Annotated in this window: 22 protein-coding genes and 1 riboswitch; of the genes, 14 read left to right on the top strand and 8 right to left on the bottom strand. The window is 48.3% G+C overall.

The genetic code is table 11. From position 1 onward, the window contains the following. The 5 genes from rsxG to rsxA are packed head-to-tail and all read right to left on the bottom strand — an operon-like array spanning nt 1 to nt 5,339. Nucleotides 1–633: an electron transport complex subunit RsxG gene (rsxG, locus tag Q4491_RS00665; RefSeq protein ID WP_192015362.1), complete on the bottom strand. Its 633-nt coding sequence runs from the start codon at nt 631–633 to the stop codon at nt 1–3. Nucleotides 634–644: 11 nt separating this feature from the next. After that, nucleotides 645–1,691 (bottom strand): electron transport complex subunit RsxD, encoded by a 1,047-nt coding sequence (gene rsxD / locus Q4491_RS00670; RefSeq protein ID WP_192015146.1) that lies wholly within the window; start codon nt 1,689–1,691, stop codon nt 645–647. Further along, nucleotides 1,691–4,165, bottom strand: a complete 2,475-nt coding sequence (rsxC, locus tag Q4491_RS00675) for an electron transport complex subunit RsxC (RefSeq protein ID WP_303453342.1) — start codon at nt 4,163–4,165, stop codon at nt 1,691–1,693. Before rsxC ends, rsxD begins: the two co-directional genes overlap by 1 nt. A 5-nt stretch (nt 4,166–4,170) precedes the next feature. Next, nucleotides 4,171–4,755, bottom strand: coding sequence for an electron transport complex subunit RsxB (rsxB, locus tag Q4491_RS00680; RefSeq protein ID WP_027252797.1), 585 nt, complete (start codon nt 4,753–4,755; stop codon nt 4,171–4,173). Nucleotides 4,756–4,757: 2 nt separating this feature from the next. Continuing rightward, nucleotides 4,758–5,339: an electron transport complex subunit RsxA gene (gene rsxA / locus Q4491_RS00685; protein ID WP_120511351.1), complete on the bottom strand. Its 582-nt coding sequence runs from the start codon at nt 5,337–5,339 to the stop codon at nt 4,758–4,760. 664 nt (nt 5,340–6,003) lie between these two features. Between rsxA and uvrB the strand changes: the two genes are divergently transcribed. The 3 genes from uvrB (at nt 6,004) to Q4491_RS00700 (ending at nt 10,221) form a co-directional block, all read left to right on the top strand. Continuing rightward, the gene (uvrB, locus tag Q4491_RS00690) at nt 6,004–8,025 is read left to right on the top strand and encodes an excinuclease ABC subunit UvrB (RefSeq protein WP_192015148.1); all 2,022 of its coding nucleotides are present in this window, start codon (nt 6,004–6,006) and stop codon (nt 8,023–8,025) included. Nucleotides 8,026–8,409: 384 nt separating this feature from the next. Continuing rightward, a complete protein-coding gene (gene luxO / locus Q4491_RS00695; RefSeq protein ID WP_225445094.1) occupies nt 8,410–9,861 on the top strand; it encodes a quorum-sensing sigma-54 dependent transcriptional regulator LuxO in 1,452 nt (483 codons plus the stop codon). After that, nucleotides 9,862–10,221 (top strand): Hpt domain-containing protein, encoded by a 360-nt coding sequence (locus Q4491_RS00700; protein WP_192015149.1) that lies wholly within the window; start codon nt 9,862–9,864, stop codon nt 10,219–10,221. It begins immediately after the preceding gene. Here the strand turns inward: Q4491_RS00700 and yvcK are convergent. The 3 genes from yvcK to Q4491_RS00715 all read right to left on the bottom strand — a co-directional run bounded on the left by yvcK (nt 10,183) and on the right by Q4491_RS00715 (nt 12,233). Continuing rightward, entirely contained in the window at nt 10,183–11,082 is a 900-nt protein-coding gene (gene yvcK / locus Q4491_RS00705) for a uridine diphosphate-N-acetylglucosamine-binding protein YvcK (protein ID WP_218382904.1), read from the bottom strand. The two genes, Q4491_RS00700 and yvcK, sit on opposite strands and share 39 nt — an antisense overlap. A 141-nt stretch (nt 11,083–11,223) precedes the next feature. Beyond that, complete coding sequence (locus Q4491_RS00710) at nt 11,224–11,799, bottom strand: LON peptidase substrate-binding domain-containing protein (protein ID WP_027252791.1); 576 nt, start codon at nt 11,797–11,799, stop codon at nt 11,224–11,226. 206 nt (nt 11,800–12,005) lie between these two features. Beyond that, complete coding sequence (locus Q4491_RS00715; protein ID WP_027252790.1) at nt 12,006–12,233, bottom strand: hypothetical protein; 228 nt, start codon at nt 12,231–12,233, stop codon at nt 12,006–12,008. Between the two features lie 204 nt (nt 12,234–12,437). Further along, nucleotides 12,438–12,604: riboswitch (molybdenum cofactor riboswitch) on the top strand. On the opposite strand from Q4491_RS00715, the gene moaA reads away from it, so the two are divergent. The 11 genes from moaA (at nt 12,593) to oppF (ending at nt 23,347) form a co-directional block, all read left to right on the top strand. Next, entirely contained in the window at nt 12,593–13,582 is a 990-nt protein-coding gene (gene moaA, locus Q4491_RS00720; protein ID WP_192015151.1) for a GTP 3',8-cyclase MoaA, read from the top strand. Its footprint overlaps the riboswitch before it by 12 nt. 36 nt (nt 13,583–13,618) lie before the next feature. Further along, nucleotides 13,619–14,119: a cyclic pyranopterin monophosphate synthase MoaC gene (gene moaC / locus Q4491_RS00725; protein ID WP_192015152.1), complete on the top strand. Its 501-nt coding sequence runs from the start codon at nt 13,619–13,621 to the stop codon at nt 14,117–14,119. Next, a complete protein-coding gene (moaD, locus tag Q4491_RS00730) occupies nt 14,116–14,361 on the top strand; it encodes a molybdopterin synthase sulfur carrier subunit (RefSeq protein WP_303453378.1) in 246 nt (81 codons plus the stop codon). Before moaC ends, moaD begins: the two co-directional genes overlap by 4 nt. Before the next feature lie 3 nt (nt 14,362–14,364). Further along, nucleotides 14,365–14,820 carry a molybdopterin synthase catalytic subunit MoaE gene (gene moaE, locus Q4491_RS00735; protein ID WP_192015154.1) on the top strand — a complete coding sequence of 152 codons (456 nt, stop codon included), beginning with the start codon at nt 14,365–14,367 and terminating at the stop codon, nt 14,818–14,820. A gap of 642 nt (nt 14,821–15,462) precedes the next feature. Then, on the top strand, nt 15,463–16,473 hold the full coding sequence (locus Q4491_RS00740; protein WP_237794081.1) for a porin: 1,011 nt from the start codon (nt 15,463–15,465) through the stop codon (nt 16,471–16,473). 636 nt (nt 16,474–17,109) lie between these two features. Next, a complete protein-coding gene (locus Q4491_RS00745) occupies nt 17,110–17,283 on the top strand; it encodes a hypothetical protein (protein ID WP_192015156.1) in 174 nt (57 codons plus the stop codon). 452 nt (nt 17,284–17,735) lie between these two features. Continuing rightward, nucleotides 17,736–19,367: an ABC transporter substrate-binding protein gene (locus Q4491_RS00750; RefSeq protein WP_303453385.1), complete on the top strand. Its 1,632-nt coding sequence runs from the start codon at nt 17,736–17,738 to the stop codon at nt 19,365–19,367. 96 nt (nt 19,368–19,463) lie between these two features. Then, the gene (gene oppB / locus Q4491_RS00755; protein WP_237794083.1) at nt 19,464–20,384 is read left to right on the top strand and encodes an oligopeptide ABC transporter permease OppB; all 921 of its coding nucleotides are present in this window, start codon (nt 19,464–19,466) and stop codon (nt 20,382–20,384) included. 15 nt (nt 20,385–20,399) lie between these two features. Further along, nucleotides 20,400–21,311 carry an oligopeptide ABC transporter permease OppC gene (gene oppC / locus Q4491_RS00760; protein WP_218383288.1) on the top strand — a complete coding sequence of 304 codons (912 nt, stop codon included), beginning with the start codon at nt 20,400–20,402 and terminating at the stop codon, nt 21,309–21,311. An 81-nt stretch (nt 21,312–21,392) separates the two neighbouring features. Beyond that, nucleotides 21,393–22,358, top strand: coding sequence for an ABC transporter ATP-binding protein (locus Q4491_RS00765; protein WP_192015159.1), 966 nt, complete (start codon nt 21,393–21,395; stop codon nt 22,356–22,358). Further along, nucleotides 22,358–23,347: a murein tripeptide/oligopeptide ABC transporter ATP binding protein OppF gene (oppF, locus tag Q4491_RS00770; protein ID WP_192015160.1), complete on the top strand. Its 990-nt coding sequence runs from the start codon at nt 22,358–22,360 to the stop codon at nt 23,345–23,347. Before Q4491_RS00765 ends, oppF begins: the two co-directional genes overlap by 1 nt. Nucleotides 23,348–23,353: the final 6 nt, after the last annotated feature.

A 23,353-nucleotide genomic window follows, 5' to 3' on the forward strand; every position in this document is an offset into this window, starting at 1 on the left:
TCAGGCTCCTTCGCAGTTAGCCGGTTGAGTAAACAGCGTATCCTGATGCTGGTTAAAATACAGCGACACTCGCTTAACGGCATTCACCACGGCGCGCGGGGTAATAGTGGCACCGGTAAACTGATCGAAGTCACCGCCGTCTTTACGTACTGCCCAGGCAGCGTCTTTCTCACCGTTAAGTTTGCGTCCGGTAAAGCTGTAAATCCAGTCAGTGATCCGAGTGTCAATTTTATCGCCCAGTCCCGGTGTTTCCTGGTGCGCCAGTACGCGTACCCCGGTGACTGTACCTGTCATATCCAGCCCGACAATCACCTTAATGGCACCGCTATAACCATCCGGCGCGATGGCTTCAATGGCAACACCATTCGGTTGACCGTCTTTGGTCGCCAGATAGGCTGGCATCGGCTCGCTGGTGCCAAGGTACGCCGGATCGCTGATCAGAATACAGCTCTTGTAGAGCTCGTTGTCATGATTCTCTTTCGGGATTACCTGGTTGAGCACCTGCAGCAGTTGCTTTTGTTCCTGCTCTTGGATACGCGACGCGGTGACCTGATGCGTCAGGGCGACCAGGGCAGTGGCAAGCAAAGCTGAAATAGCCAGAATACCACCGTTTTTTTTCATGTTTTTCAGTATCATGGGCGCTCCTAGGAATGACCGTAAGTCCGCGGACGGGTGTAGTAATCGATCAGCGGAACACACATATTGGCCAAGAGTACGCTAAAGGCAATGCCATCCGGGAAACCACCAAAAGTGCGGATCAGGTAGGTCAGAATACCAATCATGGCACCGAAAATAAGGCGTCCGCGCAGGGTGGTGGATGCGGAAACGGGATCCGTGGCTATGAAAAAGGCCCCTAACATAGTCGCCCCTGAAAACAGGTGAATCAAGGGAGACGCCGCACCATCCGGACTGATTATGTACCCGAGAAAGCTGATCACGAAAAGAGCCGAAAGCATGGCGACCGGAATCTGCCATTGAATAATCCGTAGCTTCAGCAGTACTAAACCGCCGAGAAAGAAACCCAGATTGACCCAGGTCCAACCGATTCCCGCCAGCGCACCAAAGACCGGGCTTTCCATTGCTTCTGATGCGGTAAAGCCCGCTTTCATTGATGTTTTAAGGGTATCCAGCGGCGTGGCCATAGTCACGCCGTCAATACCGTTACGCAGCTGGTGGACACTGAAGCCATCTGCAGTAAATCCGGTAAAGATCACATGCAGGCTTTCCATCAGAGTCACCGGATGATCACTGATTGAAGCCGGCGGCAGCCAGGATGTCATAGGAACCGGGAAGGAGATCAACAGCACCACATAAGCGACCATGGCCGGATTAAACAGGTTCTGCCCCAGTCCACCGTACAGGTGTTTGGCAACTATGATGGCAAAGAAAATACCAATAACGGCTATCCACCACGGTGCCAGAGGCGGTATGGACAGACCCAGCAGAATCCCGGTCAATAACGCGCTGTTGTCCCGAACCTGACGAAGAGGGCGTTTACGTATTGTCAGGACAAGGCATTCAGCCAGTACAGCCAGCGATCCTGCGAATAAAACCTGAAAGACAACACCCCATCCGAAAAAATACCACTGAGCGGCAAATCCAAGGCCGCAGCAGAGAATGACATTTCGCATGATGTCATTGGTGCTGCGACGGCTGTGTGCATGGGGAGAACTGGCAATATTAAAAGCCACTACTTGTTTTCCTCGTTGGGTTTGTTGTTGTTATCCGCACTCTTCTCAGCGGCTTCTTTCTCAGCCGCTTGCGCCGCTTTACGGGCTTTGGCGCGGGCAATGGCTGCTGCAACCGCGGCTTTTTTCGGGTCGGCCTGAGTGTCAGTTGTTGCCTGCCCGTCTGCTACTGCATCAGCCGGTTTATCAGCCTGCGATTCTGCTGCCTGGGCCGCTTTACGGGCTTTGGCGCGGGCAATGGCTGCTGCAACCGCGGCTTTTTTCGGGTCGGCCTGAACGTCAGTTATTGCCTGCTCGTCTGCTACTGCATCAGCCGGTTTATCAGTTTGTGGTTCAGCCTGAGATTCAGCCGCTTGCGCCGCTTTACGGGCTTTGGCGCGGGCAATGGCTGCTGCAACCGCGGCTTTTTTCGAGTCGGCCTGAACGTCAGTTATTGCCTGCTCGTCTGCTACTGCATCAGCCGGTTTATCAGCCTGCGATTCAGCTGCCTGGGCCGCTTTACGGGCTTTAGCGCGGGCAATGGCTGCTGCAACCGCGGCTTTTTTCGGGTCGGCCTGAACGTCAGTTATTGCCTGCTCGTCTGCTACTGCATCAGCCGGTTTATCAGGCTGCGATTCTGCTGCCTGGGCCGCTTTACGGGCTTTGGCGCGGGCAATGGCGGCCGCGACCGCCGCTTTTTTCGGGTCGCCCTCTGACGGCCTGGCTGCTTCTGCTTCAGGCGCGGCTACCGGCGCATCAGCTTCAGCCGCGGCTTTGGCCGCTTTCTGTTCCCGGGCCTGCCGTTTACGCTCTTCGCGCAGTTTTGCCATTTCACTGTTGTCTGGCAAGGCTGTGTCACCCGGTGCAGCTGATTGTGCTTTTGCCTGCGCTTCAGCCTGCTTGGCTTTGGCTTTGGCAATCGCGGCGGCCACGGCAGGTTTCACCTCAGTACCGGCATCCGCTTCTTTTTTCGCTTTTACCCGAGCAATCGCAGCGGCCACGGCATCATCGCCTCCTTTGGCTGCCATGTCTTTACGGCGTTGCTCAGCCGCTTTCTGGAAGCGTTGCTCACGTTCTTCTTTTTCCCGTTCCATCCGGGCGTTTTTGGCCTCGAAGCGCTGCTTGGCACGCTCGGCACTTAATGCATCCTGTTTCCTGTGGCGGATTTCCGCTTTGGCCTGGCGGTAATAGTGAACAAGAGGAATTTCGCTGGGGCAAACATAGGCGCAAGCCCCGCATTCTATGCAGTCGAACAGATTATATTCTTCACATTTGTCATAATCGCCGTCTTTGGCATACCACTGTAATTGCTGGGGTAACAGGGAAACCGGGCAAGCTTCTGCACAGGCAGTACAACGGATACAGGACATTTCATCGCTCGGCGCACTGAGCTCTTTGCGACTTGGCGCAAGTATGCAGTTAGCCGTTTTGGTGATGGGGACTTCAGTATGCGGTAAGGTAAAGCCCATCATAGGGCCGCCCATAATTACGCGAGGCTGTTTTTTGTCGATTTTATAGCCATAGCGATTGAGCAATGCCTGCACAGGAGTGCCAAGTAAAGCCCAGGTATTACAGGGAGTACTGACGGTCTGGCCCGTTATCGTCACCACACGCTGAATAAGCGGTTCGCCGTCAATGACGGCTTTCTTTATCGCGTGCGCCGTGCCGATATTTTGCATCATAATGCCAATATCCGCCGGGATCCCCTGAGTTGGGACTTCTCTTCCGGTCAGAATTTTGATCAGCTGTTTTTCACCACCCGACGGGTATTTGGTCGGGATCACTCGGATTAGTATATTGTCTTGCTCTTTTACCGACTGAGTCAGTGCTGCAATCGCTTCCGGCTTATTATCTTCAATCCCGATGACGGTCATTTTGGGTTTGAGGATATAACTGATGATGCGGATACCTTCCACAATCTCATCGGCATAATCCTGCATGAGACGGTCATCGGCTGTAATATAAGGCTCACATTCCGCGGCGTTAATGATCAACAGATCCGTTTTACCTGACGCGCTTTGCAGCTTGCGCGCGGTAGGAAAGCCAGCGCCGCCCATACCGGAAATACCACAGCTGCGGATATGCTCAATCAGATCAGCCGGTTCGCTTTCAAGGTAGTTGGTAATGGTGTTTTTAGTGCCCCAACTGTCTTTTCCATCGGGTTTGAGGATGATGCAGCGATCAGATAAGCCGGAAGGGTGGGCTATGGTTCTTGCCTCAATGGCAGCAATGACACCCGATGTTGGTGCATGTACCGGTACGCTCAGAGCGACATCGGTATGCGTCAGCGCCTGGCCTTTCAGCACCTTATCACCCACAGCAACAGACAGACTACCGACTGCGCCCAGGTGTTGCTTAAGCGGAATGACCAGCTCATCCGGTAAAAAGGCTGCTGAAACCGGGCTTTGGTTTGAGAGTTTTTTTTGTTCTGGCGGATGGATACCACCCGGAAAATCCCAAAGCTTTCCTAATTTGAGTTGTTCAATAATAGACAGCATGACGGTTATTCTACCTTATTACCGTGGTGCTCAGTGGCAGGAAGATTGACCACGGGTATTTGATCCAGATTCCAGCGCCAGCTTTCAGGCGTAGATTCAACCGGGATCATCTCAATGCAATCCGTCGGGCAGGGGGCAACGCAGAGATCACAGCCAGTACATTCATCTTTGATAACGGTATGCAGGGCTTTTGTTGCACCTGCGATAGCATCAACCGGACAGGCCTGGATACACTTGGTACAGCCGATACACATGTCCTCATGAATAAAGGCCACCTTTTTAATGCTTTTTTCTGCGTCATGGGCTGAATCTTTGACTTCAACACCCATTAAATCGGCCAGCTTTTCTATGGTCGCCTGTCCACCCGGAGGGCACTTGTTGATTTCATCGCCATTGGCTATCGCCTCGGCATAAGGACGACAGCCCGGATAGCCGCACTGACCACATTGGGTCTGTGGCAGGATGGCATCGATTTGTTCAACAACTGGATCCGATTCAACTTTGAAGCGAACAGCGGCAAAGCCCAGGATCAGGCCAAAAATCGCAGCAAGGACAGCGATAGCTATAATGGCAATTAAGATTCCGCTCATAATTACAGTTTAACCAGTCCGGTGAAGCCCATAAAGGCGAGCGACATCAGCCCCGCCGTTATCATAGCAATGGATGCGCCTTTAAATGGTGAGGGGACATCGGCAGCCGCGATACGTTCACGCATGGCAGCAAAGAGCACGAGCACCAGAGAAAAACCGACAGCGGCGCCAAATCCGTACACCACGGATTCAATGAAATTATGACGTTCATTGATATTGAGCAGAGCAACACCCAGCACGGCACAGTTGGTCGTGATTAAGGGCAGAAAAATGCCCAGTAACCGATACAGTGTCGGACTGGTTTTGTGTACCACCATTTCTGTGAACTGAACGACGACCGCAATCACAAGAATAAAGCTGAGTGTGCGCAGGTACTGAATGCCTAAAGGCTGCAAAATGTAAGCTTCGACCAAATACGCACTCACAGAGGCGAGTGTGAGAACAAACGTCGTGGCGAGCCCCATACCAATGGCGGTTTCCAGTTTTTTAGACACCCCCATAAACGGGCAGAGTCCCAGAAATTTGACCAAAACGAAGTTGTTGACCAGTACGGTGCCGATCAGAAGTAACAGGTATTCCGTCATACCAACTTTTTTATGCTTGCCAGTGAGCGGTACATTATCTGCCTTTGTGACGGCTATAACAACTCCTCAGCCAAAGGGTTTTTCAAGTTTGTTGTTCTTTTAGCCGAATTGAGGCGTAAATCGCTCCCAAATAGTCTCGCGTCAGAACAGGAAAAAATGACTTGATCTTTGCTAAACCAGAAGAGACAAGGGGTTGGGCTACTTATCCACGGAAACTGTGGATAACTGTGTTGATTGTGGTCGGGTAAACGGCAAACCGGAGCTCTTCCTTTATGAGTAATCTATTTGTAATCGATATCATAGTGAGCAGATAAGCTGCTGTTTCAGAGGAGCAAGAAAGAAAACGATAAAGCTGAAAAAATCAAATTAGATTTTTAGCTCTACATCAGATTTCATAATCAGGAGACTGTGAATGAAAAAATGCTGTTTGAGGATAAGCTGTGGATGGTGATCTATTCGCAGTGCGTATAATTTAGCTGGAAATTTGACATCAACTATCACTTTTTTGACAGTGATCAGTCAGCAGGGAGGTCACTGAGGCGCATGATGTTACGTCGACATTTTGTCTGGGTCAATAGCTGATTTCACCTTTCTTGGTTGACAAGTATATTGGTGGCCTCACAATGGAATCAGATCCTATTACCTGAACTTTTCGGATGGTGTCATGAGTAAATCCTTCAATCTGGCTTCTGCATTTGCCCCGGCCGGGGATCAGCCGACAGCCATACAACAGTTATTGGAAGGTCTGGATTCCGGTCTGGCACACCAAACCCTGCTGGGTGTCACTGGCTCAGGGAAAACATTTACTATGGCAAATGTCATTGCCAGCGCCGACAGGCCGACTCTGATACTTGCACCTAATAAGACTTTGGCGGCGCAGCTTTACGGGGAAATGAAAGAGTTCTTTCCTGATAATGCGGTTGAGTATTTTGTCTCTTACTACGATTATTACCAGCCAGAGGCATATGTTCCTTCTACGGACACTTTCATAGAAAAAGATTCTTCTGTGAATGCACATATCGAACAGATGCGTTTATCCGCTACGAAAGCGTTAATGGAGCGCCGGGATGTGGTGATTATTGCTTCTGTATCGGCTATCTATGGTTTGGGCGATCCAGACTCTTATCTGAAAATGATGTTGCATGTGCGGCGTGGCGACATGCTGGATCAGCGAGATATTCTGCGACGGTTGGCGGAACTGCAGTATACACGCAATGATCTTGCCTTTGAGCGTGGCAACTTTAGGGTAAGAGGCGAGGTGATCGATATCTTTCCTGCTGAATCCGATCATGACGCGATTCGTATTGAGCTGTTTGATGATGAAGTGGATTGCATCAGCCGGTTTGACCCGCTGACCGGCGCGATCATTCAAAAAGATATGCCGCGGGCGACTATCTATCCTAAGACCCACTATGTTACGCCTCGCGAACGTATCCTTGAGGCGGTTGAAAAAATCAAAGTCGATCTGGCTATTCGTCGTCAGCAGCTTATTGACAATAATAAGCTGGTGGAAGAGCAGCGAATTGCTCAGCGCACGCAGTTTGATCTGGAGATGATGCATGAGCTTGGCTTTTGCTCTGGTATCGAAAACTATTCACGCTATCTCAGCGGCCGTGCCGAAGGCGAGCCGCCGCCAACGCTTTTTGATTACCTGCCGCCTGACGGCTTACTGATTATTGATGAGTCGCACGTGACTGTCTCCCAGATCGGCGCTATGTACAGAGGAGACCGTTCCCGTAAGGAAAATCTTGTTGAGTACGGTTTCCGCCTTCCTTCCGCCCTTGATAACCGGCCTTTGAAGTTTGAAGAGTTCGAGTCTTTGGCGCCTCAGACGATTTATGTCTCTGCCACGCCCGGCGATTATGAAAAAAATAAATCCGGTAATGATATTGCGGAGCAGGTTGTCCGTCCGACAGGATTGTTGGACCCAATCATTGAAGTCAGACCGGTTTCTACGCAGGTAGACGATTTGTTGTCGGAAATCCGGCTCCGTGCAGCGATCAATGAGCGGGTGCTGGTGACCACCCTGACCAAACGTATGGCCGAGGATCTTACTGAATACCTGGATGAGCATGGCGTCAGGGTCAGATACCTGCATTCAGACATAGATACTGTCGAAAGGGTCGAGATCATTCGTGATTTACGCTTGGGTGAATTTGATGTGCTGGTCGGGATTAACCTGCTGCGAGAAGGTCTGGATATGCCGGAAGTGTCTTTGGTGGCCATTCTGGATGCCGATAAAGAAGGTTTTCTGCGCTCTGAGCGTTCACTGATTCAGACTATTGGACGGGCTGCACGCAACCTGTCGGGTAAAGCCATTCTTTATGCCGACCGCATCACGGGGTCAATGCAGCGTGCAATGTCTGAAACCGAACGGCGCCGGGAAAAGCAGGATGCGTATAACAGGGAAAGAGGTATCGAACCTAAGGCTCTGAATAAGCAAGTTGCGGATATCATGGAACTGGGTAAAGGACGTACACGCCGAGCCAGTAAAGCGGAGCAGTTACATAAAGTGGCGGAACGCCGGGGTAGCTATAACCTGATGTCTCCGCAGGAACTGGAAACTGAGATCCAGAAACTGGAAGCGCAAATGTATGATATGGCACAGGAACTGGAATTTGAGAAAGCGGCACAGCTACGTGATCAAATTCACTCGCTTCGCGAGCAGTTCATCGCTAACAGCTGAAAGGGCCTCCCAGTCTGAGGGTGGCTTCCTGCGGCCCTTCCGCTGAAACGCAGCCAAAAAAAAAGCCAACCGTAAATCGTTCGGTTGGCATCATTGTTTAAGTGAAATATTCCACAAACAACGTCAGTTGGCTAGGTTGACTCTATCAGAGTCGGTTATATTAATGCAGCAAGCGTGCCAACTTTTTAAAGTGCCTCGGAAAGTGATTATTTGGGATTTCTGGTCACCATGTCTGCACAAAAAAGTTATACTAGAGATAGTTTTTTGCATTTTGCAAACCGATTTGCAATGCGAAATGGTAAATGGCCGATAATACAAAAGTCAGCAGGCAGTAATTTTTTCCAGTGATTACAATTAGATCAGGGAAACTGCGTCGGAGGATAAATGGATAACAAGCTGAAAGCACGACAAGTACTGATGGTAGAAGATACTGCATCAGTTGCGGCCTTGTATAAATCCTACCTTAATCCGTTAGGGTTAGACGTCAAAATAGTCGGTACCGGTGCGGAAGCTCTGGCAGCAATGAAAGACTCGGTGCCTGAGCTGGTACTGTTAGATTTACGATTACCTGATATGACAGGCATGACGGTGCTTGAGCAGGTACGTAAGCATCACCCTAAGTTGCCCGTGGTGATCATGACGGCCCATGGCTCCATTGATGTGGCCGTGGAAGCGATGCGTTATGGCGCTAAAGATTTCCTGATCAAACCCTGCGAAGCGGATCGGCTGCGCATCACGGTGAACAATGCCCTGAAAAATGACAAAAACGACAATAAAGCAATGTCAGTCACTCAGGGCGCACAATATCAAGGGTTTATCGGGACCAGTCTGCCAATGCAGGCGGTGTATCGCGTTATAGAATCCGCAGCATCGAGTAAAGCGACGGTATTTATAACCGGTGAGAGTGGCACAGGCAAAGAAGTGTGTGCTGAAGCCGTTCATGCCGCGAGTCCGCGCGCCAATTGCCCGTTTGTTGCACTGAACTGTGCGGCTATACCCAAAGAACTGATTGAAAGTGAATTGTTCGGCCATGTAAAAGGCGCGTTTACCGGTGCGCTGACAGAAAGACAAGGCGCTGTTGAGCTGGCAAACAAAGGCACCTTGTTTTTGGACGAGCTTTGCGAAATGGATTTGGAATTGCAAAGCAAATTGCTACGGTTTATTCAGACCGGCACGTTTCAGAAGGTGGGTTCTTCCGTAACCAGCTCGGTTGATGTTCGTTTTGTTTGCGCCACCAACCGCAATCCCTGGGAAGAAGTTAAACAAGGGCGGTTTCGTGAAGACCTGTATTACCGCCTGCATGTTATTCCTATCAGTTTGCCGCCGCTTCGTGATCGCAGCGACGATGTTATTGAAATTGCTCATGCTTTGCTGGGGCATATCTCGGTGGAAGAAGGGAAGCGCTTTAGCCGTTTTTCACCAGATGTAATTGAACGCTTCCGTCAGCACACCTGGCCCGGGAATGTGCGTGAGTTGCAAAACGTTATCCGCAACATTGTTGTGCTCAATGATGGCGAAGAAGTACTCGTTCAGATGCTCCCTCCATCCCTCAAGCAAGTTTCTGGCGTTGAAATTGCATCAGTTAGTGCTGTGTCCACATCATCTTTACCGGAACCTGGAACGGTTATCCACAGTTTGGATAGTTTGTCCGTTGCGAGTCCCAGTCAGATTGAACCATTGTGGAAGGTAGAGAAGCGAACAATACAGTCAGCAATCGCAGCCTGTGACGGGAATATCCCCAGAGCTGCCGGTTTACTGGAAGTCAGCCCATCTACTATCTATAGAAAATTACAGGCTTGGCAAGAGGCCGAGAGTAGTCAAAGGGAGAAAGAATAAATGACTGCCATTATTAATGAAGCAACATTAAAACGCTTGGCTGTTGAAGTTGGCCAGGAAACTGTTGCACTCTTGCTTGAAGTTTTCAGCGGCGAGTTAGAGCAATATTTACAGCAATTAACTGAGCAGCCCAGCGTGATGCAAATCCGGGAGATTAGTCATGCGATAAAAAGCAGCGCCGCCAGTTTTGGAGCTGATGAATTAGCCCAAATGGCTCAGGAGTGCGAATCGAGAGTTAAGCAGGGACAAGAGTCCTGGGTCAACGATCACTTACCTGAGCTGCAACAGTTAGTGGGCGACATGGCGCAACAGTACCGGCATTTAGCGTCGGATCAGGAGGCTTTCAACCGCATTTTTTAGCTTCTGCCGGTCATGGCGCCATTCATGGTTGCGGGAGGCAAACTCCCCAACCACCTGGTCATAGCTTTCGTTCAGCTCTGGCCTGTGTTTGTCCGATAAAACACCGTCAATTTTTCTTCCCCCCATCGCCCTTTCGCACCAGTACAACATAGTTTCCAGTGACATACTGCCTGCCGGCCCTTTTTCTTTATCGAGATTGGCTATGAAATAAACGGGTGCATTACAGATTTTCAGTTCATAGGCGAGGTCATTTAACAGCAGTGGCGGCATGATACTGGTCAGAAAACTGCCCGGTCCAAGCAAGACAAGATCCGCTTCTTTTATTGCTATTAACGCTTCTTTAGTCGCGGGCACGGAAGGCTCGATAAACAGGCGCTTCGGGATCTGTTGCAGCTCATCAATACTGGTTTCACCGCTAATGATATTGCCGTCGGGTAACCAGGCTGCCAAATCCGTCGGATGTTCTGACATCGGGAGGATCTGAGTCTCCACGTGCAGGATTTCCCGGATCAGGTTAATGGCTTCAAGTGGACGAATACATAAGTTGTCTAAAGCAGTCAGAATGAGATTGCCAAGATTATGTCCGTTCAGATCGCCATTACCTCTGAATCTGTATTCAAATAACATTGAGCCAATAGACGGTTCAGTGATTAACTGATTGATACAGTTTCTGGTATCTCCCCAGGCAATGCCGCCCATGGATGCTCTGATGCGCCCGGTAGAGCCGCCATTGTCAGTGGTCGCCACTATGCCTGTGACATGAGAACCAAAGCAGGAAAGGGAAGACAGAATTCGCCCCAGGCCGTGACCACCGCCGATAGCGACAATTCTGGCAGAGGTTGGAGATACATGGCTGCTCATAGGTTAAGGAATGCTCGTTATTGAATAGTGTGCTGAATGGAAAGTGTACCCAAGGGCGGGCGAGTGGGAAAGTGGCATTCCGCTGCAGTGGAATAAAATGTGCAGCCCGCACTGATTTCAGTGCGGGCTGGCGAACAATGATCAGTGGTTTTGCTGCATGATGCTCTGAAGATAGTCGTATGTATTCAGGCAATTTGGCGCTGTCAGTAAGGCCTGTTTCTGAAATGCCGGCAGTGGCAGTAATTCAAGCCAGCGCTGGCATAACCAACTGAGATTATTCAGGTATTTCGTCTGATGCAGCTTGTCCAACTCAGGGTGATTGTTAAACATTACCTGAAGTTTTTCAGCCAGTGGTTGCTGATCATCGCGCAGTGTCATATCAGGCCACTGGGGAATGTCTTCAGGATCAGCATAAAACACGCCATTGTCAGCTTGATTTAACGATTTTATCCGGAAATTACTGTGTCCGTATAAGGTCGCGATCAAAGCGCCATCCTGACTTGAAATGTCAAAATCTTCGACAGTCACTCGCGTACCTATGTAACAAAAATGCTGACCATGTTCGTCCTCATCGAACATGCAGATGCCGAAGCCATTGTCAGATGCCAGGGCAACTTTGAATGTCTCCATCTGGCTGCCCGGCGGGATACGCACTGGGATCCGACCGCCTGGCAGGATGTGACGCTGTTGAAATATCAGTGGGATCATGTCACTCATTGTCGGCTCCAATTTTTTCATTTTAGTTGGTCTTTGGTCTCATCGACGTTGCTTAACATACCTACTGCAAATTGGATGCCGGATTTTCATATGCAGTATAGCCCTGTCATAAATTTGCCATCGTTTTGAAATGCAAATCGCTTTGCAAATTGCAAATATCCCTCTGCAAATTGCATGTACAGGTAGCATAACTGTTTGCGGCGATCCTACTTATGATTAGCGATGATTTTCATTGCAGCATCACTGGGTAACAGTTCTAAATGATTTTGCTCGTCAAAATACCAGCCCTTGATTAACCCTTTGCTTCTCATATCGGTAAAGCTGTCTATGACCTGCTTGGCCTGACTGCGGGCAAGATGGGCATCAATCCCTTCTTCCCGTTGTAGATACAAAGCAATGTCTTCAACGGTTGCAGATTCTACAATGTCCGACATAACCCCTCCCTGCCTACATCCGCTCAGATAAAAGAGACTACTCCTTAGTAGTATTGTCGCTTCTGTGGGCTAGGGGTAGACTTACAAAGGTAATTCTCAATTATTTGTCAATCAGAGCTAAACTCTGGTAATGTGAAATTACAACGCTGTTGTGTGTTTTCTGTGAAGAGTGTGAAAATTCTTTGTAAAATATTCTGACGCATAACTGCCATCAAAACTCCGAGCGACTCTCTTCTAAGTCATGAAGGCATAACGGAATCGTCCATGATAAGAGGGTGTCGCCAGTGACCGGCCTGTGCTGGTTTCACTCAGGGTGAGTTCAGAAATGAGCTGGCCTCCCGTATTTGGAAAGGTGTTCCGTGGCGAAACAATTTGAAGATAACTACCAGCGCAAATTCTATTATTTGCGCCTGTCAATCACTGATGTCTGTAACTTCAGGTGTACTTACTGTCTGCCTGATGGCTATCATCCTGAGCATGGGAAAAAGCCCTCTTTCCTTACCCTGGACGAGATTCGCCGTGTCACGTCGGCCTTTGCTGACTGCGGCACCACCAAAGTAAGGATCACCGGCGGTGAACCGAGCTTGCGGCGGGATTTTACCGACATCATCCATACTGTTGCTTCACAGCCTGGTATCGAAAAAGTGGCAACCACCACCAATGGATACCGGATGGAGAAGCAAGTTCATCAATGGCGCCAGGCCGGGCTGACAAATATTAATGTCAGTGTCGATAGCCTGGATCCCCGCCAGTTCCATCTCATTACGGGTGAAAATCTGTTTCACCAGGTAATGCGGGGTGTCGATGCAGCCTTTGAAGCCGGCTACGAGCAGATCAAAGTGAATACTGTGCTGCTCAAAGGCATGAATGCCGAGCAGCTACCGCAGTTTCTGGCATGGATAAAAGATCGCCGGATTCAGCTTCGCTTCATTGAACTGATGCAGACAGGAGAGATGGATGAGCTGTTCAAACAGCGCCATGTGTCCGGTGTCAGTATTCGTAATACGTTGATAGCCAATGGTTGGCTACTTAAACCCCGCGGGTTGAATGACGGTCCGGCACAGGTTTTCTATCATCCAGATTATCTGGGCGAGATTGGCCTGATCATGCCTTATGAAAAAGGCTTTTGTACCACCTGTAACCGTTTGAGAGTATCGGCGCGGGGTAAGCTGCATCTTTGTCTTTTTGGTGATCATGGTGTTGAGCTGCGTGATTTACTGGCCAGCGATAATCAGCATGATGCTCTGATCGCCAGAATCCGGGGGGGACTGACAGAAAAATCAGTCAGTCATTACCTGCAGGATGGCATTACGGGTATGACGCCGCATCTGGCTTCTATCGGCGGCTGACGCAGTTTTCCCAGATTCAATATTAAAGAGAAACGAATGACAGAACTGACTCATATTAATGCGTCCGGCGAAGCGAATATGGTGGACGTATCGGAAAAAGCGGAAACCGTTCGTGAAGCGAAAGCTGAAGCTTTCGTCACCATGTCGGATAAAACACTGCAATTGATTGTCTCCGGCCAGCATCACAAAGGTGATGTGTTTGCTACCGCCAGAATTGCAGGTATTCAGGCGGCAAAGAAAACCTGGGATCTGATCCCCCTTTGCCATCCACTGCTGTTATCGAAAGTTGAAGTTCAGTTAGAGGCTCAGCCTGAACAGAACAGGGTACGTATTGTCTCTGCCTGTAAGCTGGCAGGGAAAACCGGCGTTGAGATGGAAGCCCTGACGGCGGCATCGGTGGCGGCGTTGACCATCTATGATATGTGTAAAGCGGTACAGAAAGACATGGTTATCGGCCCTGTCAGGTTGCTGGAAAAACGCGGCGGAAAATCCGGCGATTTTCAGGTAACAACGGATATACAGGGAGAGGGCTTATGATTACTGTGCTGTTTTTTGCCCAAGTGCGCGAATTGATCGGTGAAGATAACTTGCAAGTACCGTTTGAGTATCCAACAGCTGAAGACTTACGTGCATTTTTATCATCGCGCGGTGAGAAATGGGCGCTGGCACTGGATAACGATAAATTGTTAGTGGCCGTCAATCAAACTATCTGCCCGTTGGATATCCAACTGAACGACGGCGATGAAGTGGCCTTTTTTCCACCGGTTACCGGGGGGTGAAAGATGACAGATAAGATTTGCGTGCAGGCTGAGGACTTCAGTTTAGCGCAGGAATATCAAGCCTTAGCCGAAGGAAACCAGGCTGGCGCTGTGGTGACTTTCGTCGGCAAAGTCAGGGATATGAACCTGGGCGAATCAGTGTCGACTCTGACTCTTGAACATTATCCTGGCATGACGGAAAAGTCGTTGCTGTCTATTGTTGAACAAGCGAAGTCACGCTGGCCGGTTTTGGCTGCAACTGTCATCCATCGGGTTGGTCAGTTAACTGCAGGCGACCAGATAGTGTTTGTCGGGGTATCCAGCGCACACCGGGGAGCGGCTTTTCAAGCCTGTGAATTCATCATGGATTACCTGAAGACCGAGGCACCTTTCTGGAAGAAAGAGGTCAGGGAAGGTGAAACCAGCTGGGTCGATGCCAGAGAAACGGACCAGCAAGCCAGGCAGCGCTGGCAAAAATAAATGTTAAACCTGATTAATAGGTGTGTCTTCTATTGTCTCCCTGAGACTAGAGTAAAACACCTGTTAATCTATCCGCAACAGTGAAACCATCCTAATAACCCGCATTGAACTGTGATCTCTAGCTGACATATTCGTTGTTAACGTTATTTTACGTTAATATCAAATGCATACCTTTGCTTAAAAAATGCATACCCGATGTATAAAACCAGTCTCCCATTGTGGTGGCGAATTTTTGCTCTACTCATGTTTGTAAACACAGTATTAACAATATAAAGGGTGAAAAATGACACTTTTTTATTGTGCTTAAAAGACCACTAATCTAGAAAGTTCAAAAAAATATTTATATCTTTTTAATTCTAATTTTATAAGCCTTATAACCAAAAATAATTAAGCTTAGGTTCAGCTTTGTGAATGAAATGATACCCTGCATTCAATGCAATCCTTCTTTTTTGGTTTTTTATTTCATTTAACTGGTTATTTATTCACAGAGGATCGTGATCACGTTTAGCAAATTGGTGGTTTTTTATACTATTATGTTGCGTTGATGTTGAAATGTTCTGTTGCGCCGCTGTTCAGTGCCTGTTAAGTTTTTGTCGTCCTTGGATGGGGCCAAATAACATAAAATCGTTACAGGAATGTAAAATGAAAAAGACACTTTTAGCAGTAGCAATCCCTACCTTATTGATTGCCAACACAGCGAATGCTTATGAGTTGATCAACGAAGAAGGCAAATACGTAGAGTTGTATGGCCAGATTCGTACAGTTTTCAAACAAGAAGAAGACAAAGACACTAAACTGGATGCAGGAAGCTCCCGTACAGGTGTAAAAGCAAAATTTGCGGTAAATGATCAGGTCAGTGTTTTTGGCCAATACGAAGTGGGTATGACTGGAGATATTCAGAGCCGTCTGCACTTTGGTGGTGTTGAAACTAATTACGGTAAAGTCAGCTTTGGTTTCCAGACCACGCCTGCAGATGACGTTTGGGGTGCTGATTATTCTAACTACTATGGTGGTGCGCCAATTGGTTTCATCTCAGAAGCAGTTACTGGCGGTAAGCTGGACTCAATGATCAAGTATGTTTACGAAGGTGAATCTTTCTGGATTAACTCTGCGTACAACATGTCTGAAGATCGTGCAAACCCAGAAGCAACAGAGTTCTTTGTTGGTACTTCTTTTGGTAATCTCAACCTGCATGCTGGTGGTGGTGTGGTGTCCGCTGCTGCTTTTGCTGATGCTGGTAGCCGTGATGTGAAAAACACACATGCTGAGGTTACTGCAGAATACACTATGGGGGCCGCTGGTATTGCCTTCACTTATCTGAACGGTTCTATCGAAGATAAGAGCAACAGCGATTCAATCGACATGGATGGTTATCAGCTGTCAGGTGTATATAGTTTCAATAGCCAAGCAAATGCTTACGCTGGTTATGAATTTGTAAATTACGATGTAAGCAACGGCATGGAAGAAGATTTTACTCAAATCTATGTTGGTACAACATATAAAGTAAACAGCTGGTCTAAAGCGTTCCTGGAATACGCTTACAATGACGGTGCAACAATTGCCTATGAAGATGCTAACACTGGTAATGGTTACGACACCAAAATTGTCGATGGCGATAATAAAATCGTTGTTGGTTACTACGTTTACTTCTAAGAAACATTACTGCAGTTCGTAACTTGCAAATACTACTGCCTTTGAACCCGGTGCCATGGTGCCGGGTTTATGTTTATAAGCAGGTTACAGCAAAAAAGTACAAAACAAAAAATAGCCCCAAATCTGGGGCTATTTCATCACATTAAGAGTAGATAATTACTCTTACATGCTTACTTAATACCTTCTTCTTCTTTCACTTTACGCGCTGGTGGCATGTAGCCATGACGGACTCGTGAAGGGCTGGGGCGTGATGCGCCGCCGGCTGGTCTCATAGTTGCACTCTCGATCACTAACGGAAATATTCAGGAACAGGTTGATTGGCATTTGCCTTCACTGCTGCCAGTAGAATAGCCCTGCCAATATCGGTGATATTAGCGCTAAAAATCTGGCTGAGATACTTGAATATTGCGTTGGAATGGGGATGTGAAAACAAAATCTAACAGCGTTTTTTTTATGCGCTTTTGTTCTTAAAATCCGCCTTCGGCAGAGCATGAAATTTTGTGCCATAGTTAATATCTGCGGGAAACGGCCGCGGTGGTGTTTGCGCCAACCGTGAAGGCATAATTGTTTTCACCAGCCTGGAATTTTACTGCAGTAAATAACACATTGATTTTCTGTTTTAGCAAAGGAGGGGGTATGAAGCACAGACGCGTATCGAACAGACGAGTTAAACAGATTCTGGAAGATGCTGGCATTAGAGCCCCATTTTCTGATCAGATGCATGATGATCGAGACATGCAGCGAGAAGGAAAAAGTGAGACGTTTGATGACAGCCACGAACAGTTAAGAACTGAATCAGATCGAAAATAACGATTATTTTGTCTTAGAAAGCGCCAATTTTGGCGCTTTTTTTGTTGCGTTCGATCAAGATTCTAAAAGTTACAGGTTGCATATTTGTTAAGACTTAAATCCATTCCACATAAAATGATGTATTTGTGACTTATTATGTTATTAAATTGCACGTTTATTCATGTTATCAGTATGTTTAGCTGTATTGACTATTAACGATGAATAAAGTGGATAAATTATCTGCCTGTGTATTTTCAATCGAAACTTTTGTCTTTATTAGTCATTTTTATGAGGTGCGTTCGCTGTTTTGTGATGATTTTATGGCAAATATTGTTAGTTACTGTTAAAGTTTTCAACCAATTCTTCGGCTGTTTTATCATTGTTAATTGGAATAACAATGCATGATAACGGTTATCATTAACCTGGTCGAAGAAAGTCATGGACGCAATGAAATAATGTATTGGAGATAATGCATGTTTAAGAACAAAATTACTCAGGCACTTCTGCTTGGCGCGGGTGTTTCTGTTGCAGCAGCTTCATTTTCTGCAATTGCCGCAAATGTACCGGCTGGTGTGAAACTGGCCGAGAAGCAAGAACTGGTACGTGGAAATGGTACTGAAGTTGCCTCTATCGACCCGCACAAAACGGAAGGTGTGCCGGAGTCCCACGTAATTCGCGATTTGCTGGAAGGTCTGGTTAACCAGGATGGTGACGGAAATACAGTTCCAGGTGTTGCAGAAAGCTGGGAAACCAAAGATAACCGCACGTTTATTTTCCACCTGCGCAAAGATGCTAAATGGTCAAACGGTGATCCTGTCACAGCCGGTGACTTCGTATACAGCTTCAAGCGTGCGGTAGATCCTGCTACTGCTTCCCCTTATTCATGGTATCTGGAAATGACTACCATGAAGAATGCTGCAGAGATTATTGCTGGGAAGAAAGAAGTTAGCTCGCTGGGTGTTTTCGCAGTAGATGACAACACACTGCGCATCGAGCTTGAGCAGGCCGTTCCTTACTTCGTTAAGATGATGGGCCACACCACAGTGAAACCCGTCAACCAGAAAGTGGTTGAAAAATTTGGTGATGACTGGACCAAGCCAGAAAACTTCGTGGGTAACGGTGCTTACGTAATGGACAACTGGGTTGTGAATGAACGCATCGAAATGAAGCGCAACCCTTACTACTGGGATAACGAGCACACTGTCATCGACAAAGTGACTTACCTGCCAATCGAAAACCAGGTTGCAGAAATGAACCGTTTCTTGGCCGGTGAAATTGATTTCACGTATGAAGTGCCCAATGAGCATTTCCGCCGCCTGGAAAAAGAGCACCCGCAAGAAGTTACCATTACGGGTAACCTGTGTTCTTACTACTACGGTTTTAACAACGAAAAAGCGCCATTTAATGATGTGCGTGTACGTAAAGCCCTGACTTACGCGATTGACCGTGACATCATCACCAAAGCGCTGTTGGGCCAGGGCCAGAAACCGGCTTATTTCCTGACACCGGAGATCACGGCTGGCTTTGATCCGGTTGCGCCAGAATATGCTGCTATGACGCAGAAAGAGCGTGTGGCGAAAGCCAAAGAATTGCTGAAAGAAGCAGGTTTCGACAGCAGCAACCCGTTGAACTTTACACTGCTCTATAACACCTCAGAAAACCACAAGAAAATTGCAGTCGCTGTAGCTTCTATGTGGAAGAAGAACTTGGGTGTGACCACTGAGCTGGAAAACCAGGAGTGGAAAACCTATCTGGACAACCGTCGTCAGGGTAATTTTGAAGTCACCCGTGCCGGCTGGTGTGGCGACTACAATGAAGCATCGAGCTTCCTGTCTCTGATGCAAAGCAACAACTCTTCAAACGATCCGCGTTATAAGAGTGAAGCATATGACAAAATCATGGATCAGGCTCTGAAATCTACTTCTGATGAAGAACGTAAAGCTCTGTACGCCGAGGCTGAGAAACTGCTGGCGAAAGATATGCCAATCGCGCCTATCTATCAATACGTAAAACCTCGCTTGTTAAGTCAGAAAGTTGGCGGCTTCCCATATAACAATGCGGAAGAGAAGATCTTCACCAAAGATCTGTACATTAAAGCGAACTAAACGTTCGTACCAATCAAAAAAATAAGACCAACGGCATTTCCTCCTCAGGAGGAGGAAATGCCGCATTTCTGTCACAGCTATTAGTCGGTAACAATTATGATTAAATTTGTTGCAAAACGGATTTTTGAGGCGATCCCAACGCTGTTGGTTTTGATCACAATCTCATTTTTCCTGATGCGCTTCGCGCCGGGTAATCCGTTCTCAAGTGAGCGTCCACTTCCGCCGGAAGTAATGGCAAATATCGAAGCTAAGTATGGTCTGGATAAGCCTGTTTTCGAACAGTACACCACTTACCTGGGTAATATCCTGCAGGGCGACTTTGGTCCGTCTTTTAAATATAAAGATTTCAGCGTGAATGAGCTGGTTCAGGGTGCCTTGCCTGTTTCTGCAAAAATTGGTTTTTTTGCTTTTGTGTTTGCGCTGGTGATGGGGGTCACTGTCGGTACCCTTGCCGCACTCAAGCAAAATACCTGGCTGGATTACCTGATAATGTCTACGGCCATGGCTGGGGTGGTGATGCCATCCTTTATTCTGGCGCCTGTCCTCATTTATATCTTTTCAATTAACATGCAATGGTTACCTGCTGGTGGCTGGCAGGATGGTTCGGTTAAATTCATGCTGCTGCCTATGTTAGGGATGGCGCTGCTGTATGTGGCGACATTCGCCCGAATTACCCGTGGCAGCATGATTGAAACACTGAACAGCAACTTTATCCGTACTGCCCGTGCCAAAGGCCTGAGTTACCCGTATATCATTGTCAAGCATGCGCTCAAGCCAGCGATGTTGCCTGTTGTCTCATATATGGGCCCTGCATTTGTCGGTATTATTACTGGTTCTGTTGTGATTGAAACCATCTTCGGTCTGCCAGGAATTGGTAAGCTTTTCGTGAATGCAGCCTTCAACCGTGATTATTCACTGGTGCTTGGTATTACTATTCTGATCGGTACGCTTACCATTCTGTTCAACGCTATTGTTGATATTGTTCTGGCGTATATCGATCCGAAAATCCGCTACTAAGGAAGCTGACCGATGATGTTAACTAAAAAAGAAAACGTAAACGCGGTAGAGAAGTTTTCAGAGCAGCTGGAAATTGAAGGCCGCAGTCTGTGGCAGGATGCCCGTACCCGATTTACACGTAACAAAGCCGCTATGATCAGCCTGGCTATTCTGTCTTTGATCTGCCTGGCTGTTATTTTCGGGCCTATGTTCAGTCAGTACGCCTTTGATGACACCGATTGGTATGCATTGCATGCCGCACCAAGTCTTGGTTCGGAAGGTCACTTGTTCGGCACAGACAGTCTGGGGCGTGATTTGTATACGCGTACCCTGATCGGCGGCCGTATCTCATTAATGGTCGGCATTCTCGGTGCTCTGGTTGCTGTTGTTATCGGCACCTTGTACGGCGCAACGTCCGGCTTTCTTGGCGGCCGCACCGACCGTGTCATGATGCGTATTCTGGAAATTCTGTACTCGATTCCGTTTATGTTCTTTGTGATCGTCCTGGTGACCTTCTTTGGTCGTAATATCATGCTGATCTTCGTGGCGATTGGCGCTATTTCCTGGCTGGATATGGCCCGTATCGTACGTGGTCAGACGTTGTCACTGCGCAGCAAAGAGTTTATCGAAGCTGCCCATGTGTCTGGTGTCAGCCGCTGGAACATTATTACCCGTCATATCGTGCCTAACGTACTGGGTATTGTTGCTGTGTATTCAACACTGCTGGTACCGCAGATGATTTTGACCGAATCTTTCCTGAGTTTCCTTGGTCTGGGTGTACAGGAGCCAATGACCAGCTGGGGCGCCTTGCTGCAAGAAGGGGCACAAACAATGGAGATTGCCATCTGGCAGCTGTTGTTCCCTGCGATATTTATGGTCCTGACTTTATTCTGCTTTAACTATGTTGGCGATGGCCTGCGCGATGCGCTGGATCCGAAAGACAGATAAAACCAAGGAATATTCATTGCCGCTGTTCAGGTTACCTTGCTGGAACACTGACTGCACGGCGGCAAGATAAGGAAGTGAAATATGAGCTTATTAGATGTCAAAGATCTGCGGGTAGAGTTCACCACGCAAGATGGTATTGTCACCGCAGTGAATGATTTGAATTTTTCTCTTAACCAGGGGGAAACCCTGGGGATAGTGGGTGAGTCGGGTTCAGGCAAAAGCCAGACCGTGTTCTCCATTATGGGTTTGCTTGCCAAGAACGGTAAGATTAGCGGCAGCGCGAAATTTGAAGGCCGTGAAATCCTGAATTTGCCGGAGCGTGAACTCAATAAGATCCGCGCCGAGCAGATCGCGATGATTTTCCAGGACCCGATGACATCGCTGAATCCTTACATGAAAGTCAGCGATCAGCTGATGGAAGTGCTGATGCTGCATAAAGGGTTGGGACGTGCTGAAGCTTTCGAAGAAAGTGTGCGCATGCTCGATGCGGTGAAAATTCCGGAAGCACGCAAGCGAATTACCATGTACCCGCACGAGTTTTCCGGCGGCATGCGTCAGCGTGTGATGATCGCCATGGCGCTGCTGTGCCGTCCGAAACTGCTGATTGCCGATGAACCAACCACGGCCCTGGACGTTACCGTACAGGCGCAAATCATGGATTTGCTGAACGAGCTGAAAAGTGATTTCAACACCGCCATTATCATGATCACCCATGATCTGGGCGTAGTAGCCGGTAGCTGTGACAAAGTGCTGGTCATGTACGCTGGCCGTACCATGGAATATGGCAAAATCGATGAGATTTTCTATAAACCTGCTCACCCTTACACCGAAGGTCTGCTGAGAGCGATTCCCCGTCTGGATACCGAAGGCGAAGAACTGCCGACGATTCCGGGCAATCCGCCAAACTTACTGCGCCTGCCTGTCGGCTGTCCGTATCAGGAGCGTTGCCACCGTGTCAGCAGCCGCTGTTCACAGGAAGCCCCTTCACTGGAACCTTTTGCTGAGGGGCGTTTACGTGCATGTTTTTCTGATGTGGGGACGTGGTAATGCAAGCAGAAAAGAAAGTTTTACTCGATATTAAAGATCTCAAGGTTCACTTCAACATTGCACCCAAGTCAGCCTGGCCCTGGACCAAACCGCTTAAGCTGAAAGCTGTCGACGGGGTCGGAATTCGTTTGTACGAAGGAGAAACTCTGGGCGTTGTGGGTGAGTCGGGCTGTGGTAAGTCGACCTTTGCCCGTGCAGTCATTGGTCTGGTGCAAGCTACAGAAGGCAATGTTGTCTGGCTGGGGCAGGATCTGACCAAGCTGGAACACAATGCGATGCGTGAAAAACGCAAAGAAATCCAGATGATTTTCCAGGATCCGCTGGCCTCTCTGAACCCGCGTATGACGGTGGGAGATATCATTGCCGAGCCATTGAAAACCTTTTATCCGGAGCTGACGACAGATGAAGTCAAGGCCAGGGTGAAAGAAATGATGAATAAGGTAGGCTTGTTACCTAACGTGATCAATCGTTATCCGCATGAGTTCTCCGGCGGTCAGTGTCAGCGTATCGGTATTGCACGTGCGTTGATCCTGAGGCCAAAACTGATTATCTGTGATGAGCCGGTGTCGGCACTGGACGTGTCTATCCAGGCTCAGGTGGTCAACCTGTTGAAATCACTTCAGAAAGAGATGGGCCTGAGCCTGATATTTATTGCCCACGACCTGTCGGTGGTGAAGCATATCTCGGATCGTGTCATGGTGATGTATCTGGGTAATGCCGTTGAAATCGGTGAGGGAGATGCACTGTTTGACGGACCTAAGCACCCTTATACCAAGGCACTGATGTCGGCTGTTCCTATTCCGGATCCGGAGAAGGAGCGCAATAAGACCATTCAGTTGCTTGAAGGTGATTTACCTTCACCCATGAATCCACCCTCGGGCTGCGTGTTCAGAACACGCTGCCCGCAGGCAACCGACAGCTGTGCGCAGAAAAAGCCTCAATTAGAAGGCGGAGACGTGCATGCTGTGGCTTGCCTGAATGTGCACTGATTTAAG

The sequence above is a fragment of the Photobacterium sp. 2_MG-2023 genome (assembly GCF_030547675.1).
In the GTDB taxonomy this organism is placed as follows: Bacteria; Pseudomonadota; Gammaproteobacteria; order Enterobacterales; family Vibrionaceae; genus Photobacterium; species Photobacterium arenosum.

Bases quoted from the DNA above. Each gene is read 5' to 3' on its own strand.
- luxO (WP_225445094.1), top strand. From the start codon at position 8,410: ATGGATAACAAGCTGAAAGCACGACAAGTACTGATGGTAGAAGATACT.
- moaD (WP_303453378.1), top strand. From the start codon at position 14,116: ATGATTACTGTGCTGTTTTTTGCCCAAGTGCGCGAATTGATCGGTGAA.
- oppF (WP_192015160.1), top strand. From the start codon at position 22,358: ATGCAAGCAGAAAAGAAAGTTTTACTCGATATTAAAGATCTCAAGGTT.
- Q4491_RS00740 (WP_237794081.1), top strand. From the start codon at position 15,463: ATGAAAAAGACACTTTTAGCAGTAGCAATCCCTACCTTATTGATTGCC.
- Q4491_RS00745 (WP_192015156.1), top strand. From the start codon at position 17,110: ATGAAGCACAGACGCGTATCGAACAGACGAGTTAAACAGATTCTGGAA.
- Q4491_RS00765 (WP_192015159.1), top strand. From the start codon at position 21,393: ATGAGCTTATTAGATGTCAAAGATCTGCGGGTAGAGTTCACCACGCAA.
- rsxA (WP_120511351.1), bottom strand. From the start codon at position 5,339: ATGACGGAATACCTGTTACTTCTGATCGGCACCGTACTGGTCAACAAC.
- Q4491_RS00750 (WP_303453385.1), top strand. From the start codon at position 17,736: ATGTTTAAGAACAAAATTACTCAGGCACTTCTGCTTGGCGCGGGTGTT.
- yvcK (WP_218382904.1), bottom strand. From the start codon at position 11,082: ATGAGCAGCCATGTATCTCCAACCTCTGCCAGAATTGTCGCTATCGGC.
- moaE (WP_192015154.1), top strand. From the start codon at position 14,365: ATGACAGATAAGATTTGCGTGCAGGCTGAGGACTTCAGTTTAGCGCAG.
- rsxC (WP_303453342.1), bottom strand. From the start codon at position 4,165: ATGCTGTCTATTATTGAACAACTCAAATTAGGAAAGCTTTGGGATTTT.
- moaC (WP_192015152.1), top strand. From the start codon at position 13,619: ATGACAGAACTGACTCATATTAATGCGTCCGGCGAAGCGAATATGGTG.
- Q4491_RS00715 (WP_027252790.1), bottom strand. From the start codon at position 12,233: ATGTCGGACATTGTAGAATCTGCAACCGTTGAAGACATTGCTTTGTAT.
- oppB (WP_237794083.1), top strand. From the start codon at position 19,464: ATGATTAAATTTGTTGCAAAACGGATTTTTGAGGCGATCCCAACGCTG.
- Q4491_RS00710 (WP_027252791.1), bottom strand. From the start codon at position 11,799: ATGAGTGACATGATCCCACTGATATTTCAACAGCGTCACATCCTGCCA.
- oppC (WP_218383288.1), top strand. From the start codon at position 20,400: ATGTTAACTAAAAAAGAAAACGTAAACGCGGTAGAGAAGTTTTCAGAG.
- uvrB (WP_192015148.1), top strand. From the start codon at position 6,004: ATGAGTAAATCCTTCAATCTGGCTTCTGCATTTGCCCCGGCCGGGGAT.
- Q4491_RS00700 (WP_192015149.1), top strand. From the start codon at position 9,862: ATGACTGCCATTATTAATGAAGCAACATTAAAACGCTTGGCTGTTGAA.
- rsxB (WP_027252797.1), bottom strand. From the start codon at position 4,755: ATGAGCGGAATCTTAATTGCCATTATAGCTATCGCTGTCCTTGCTGCG.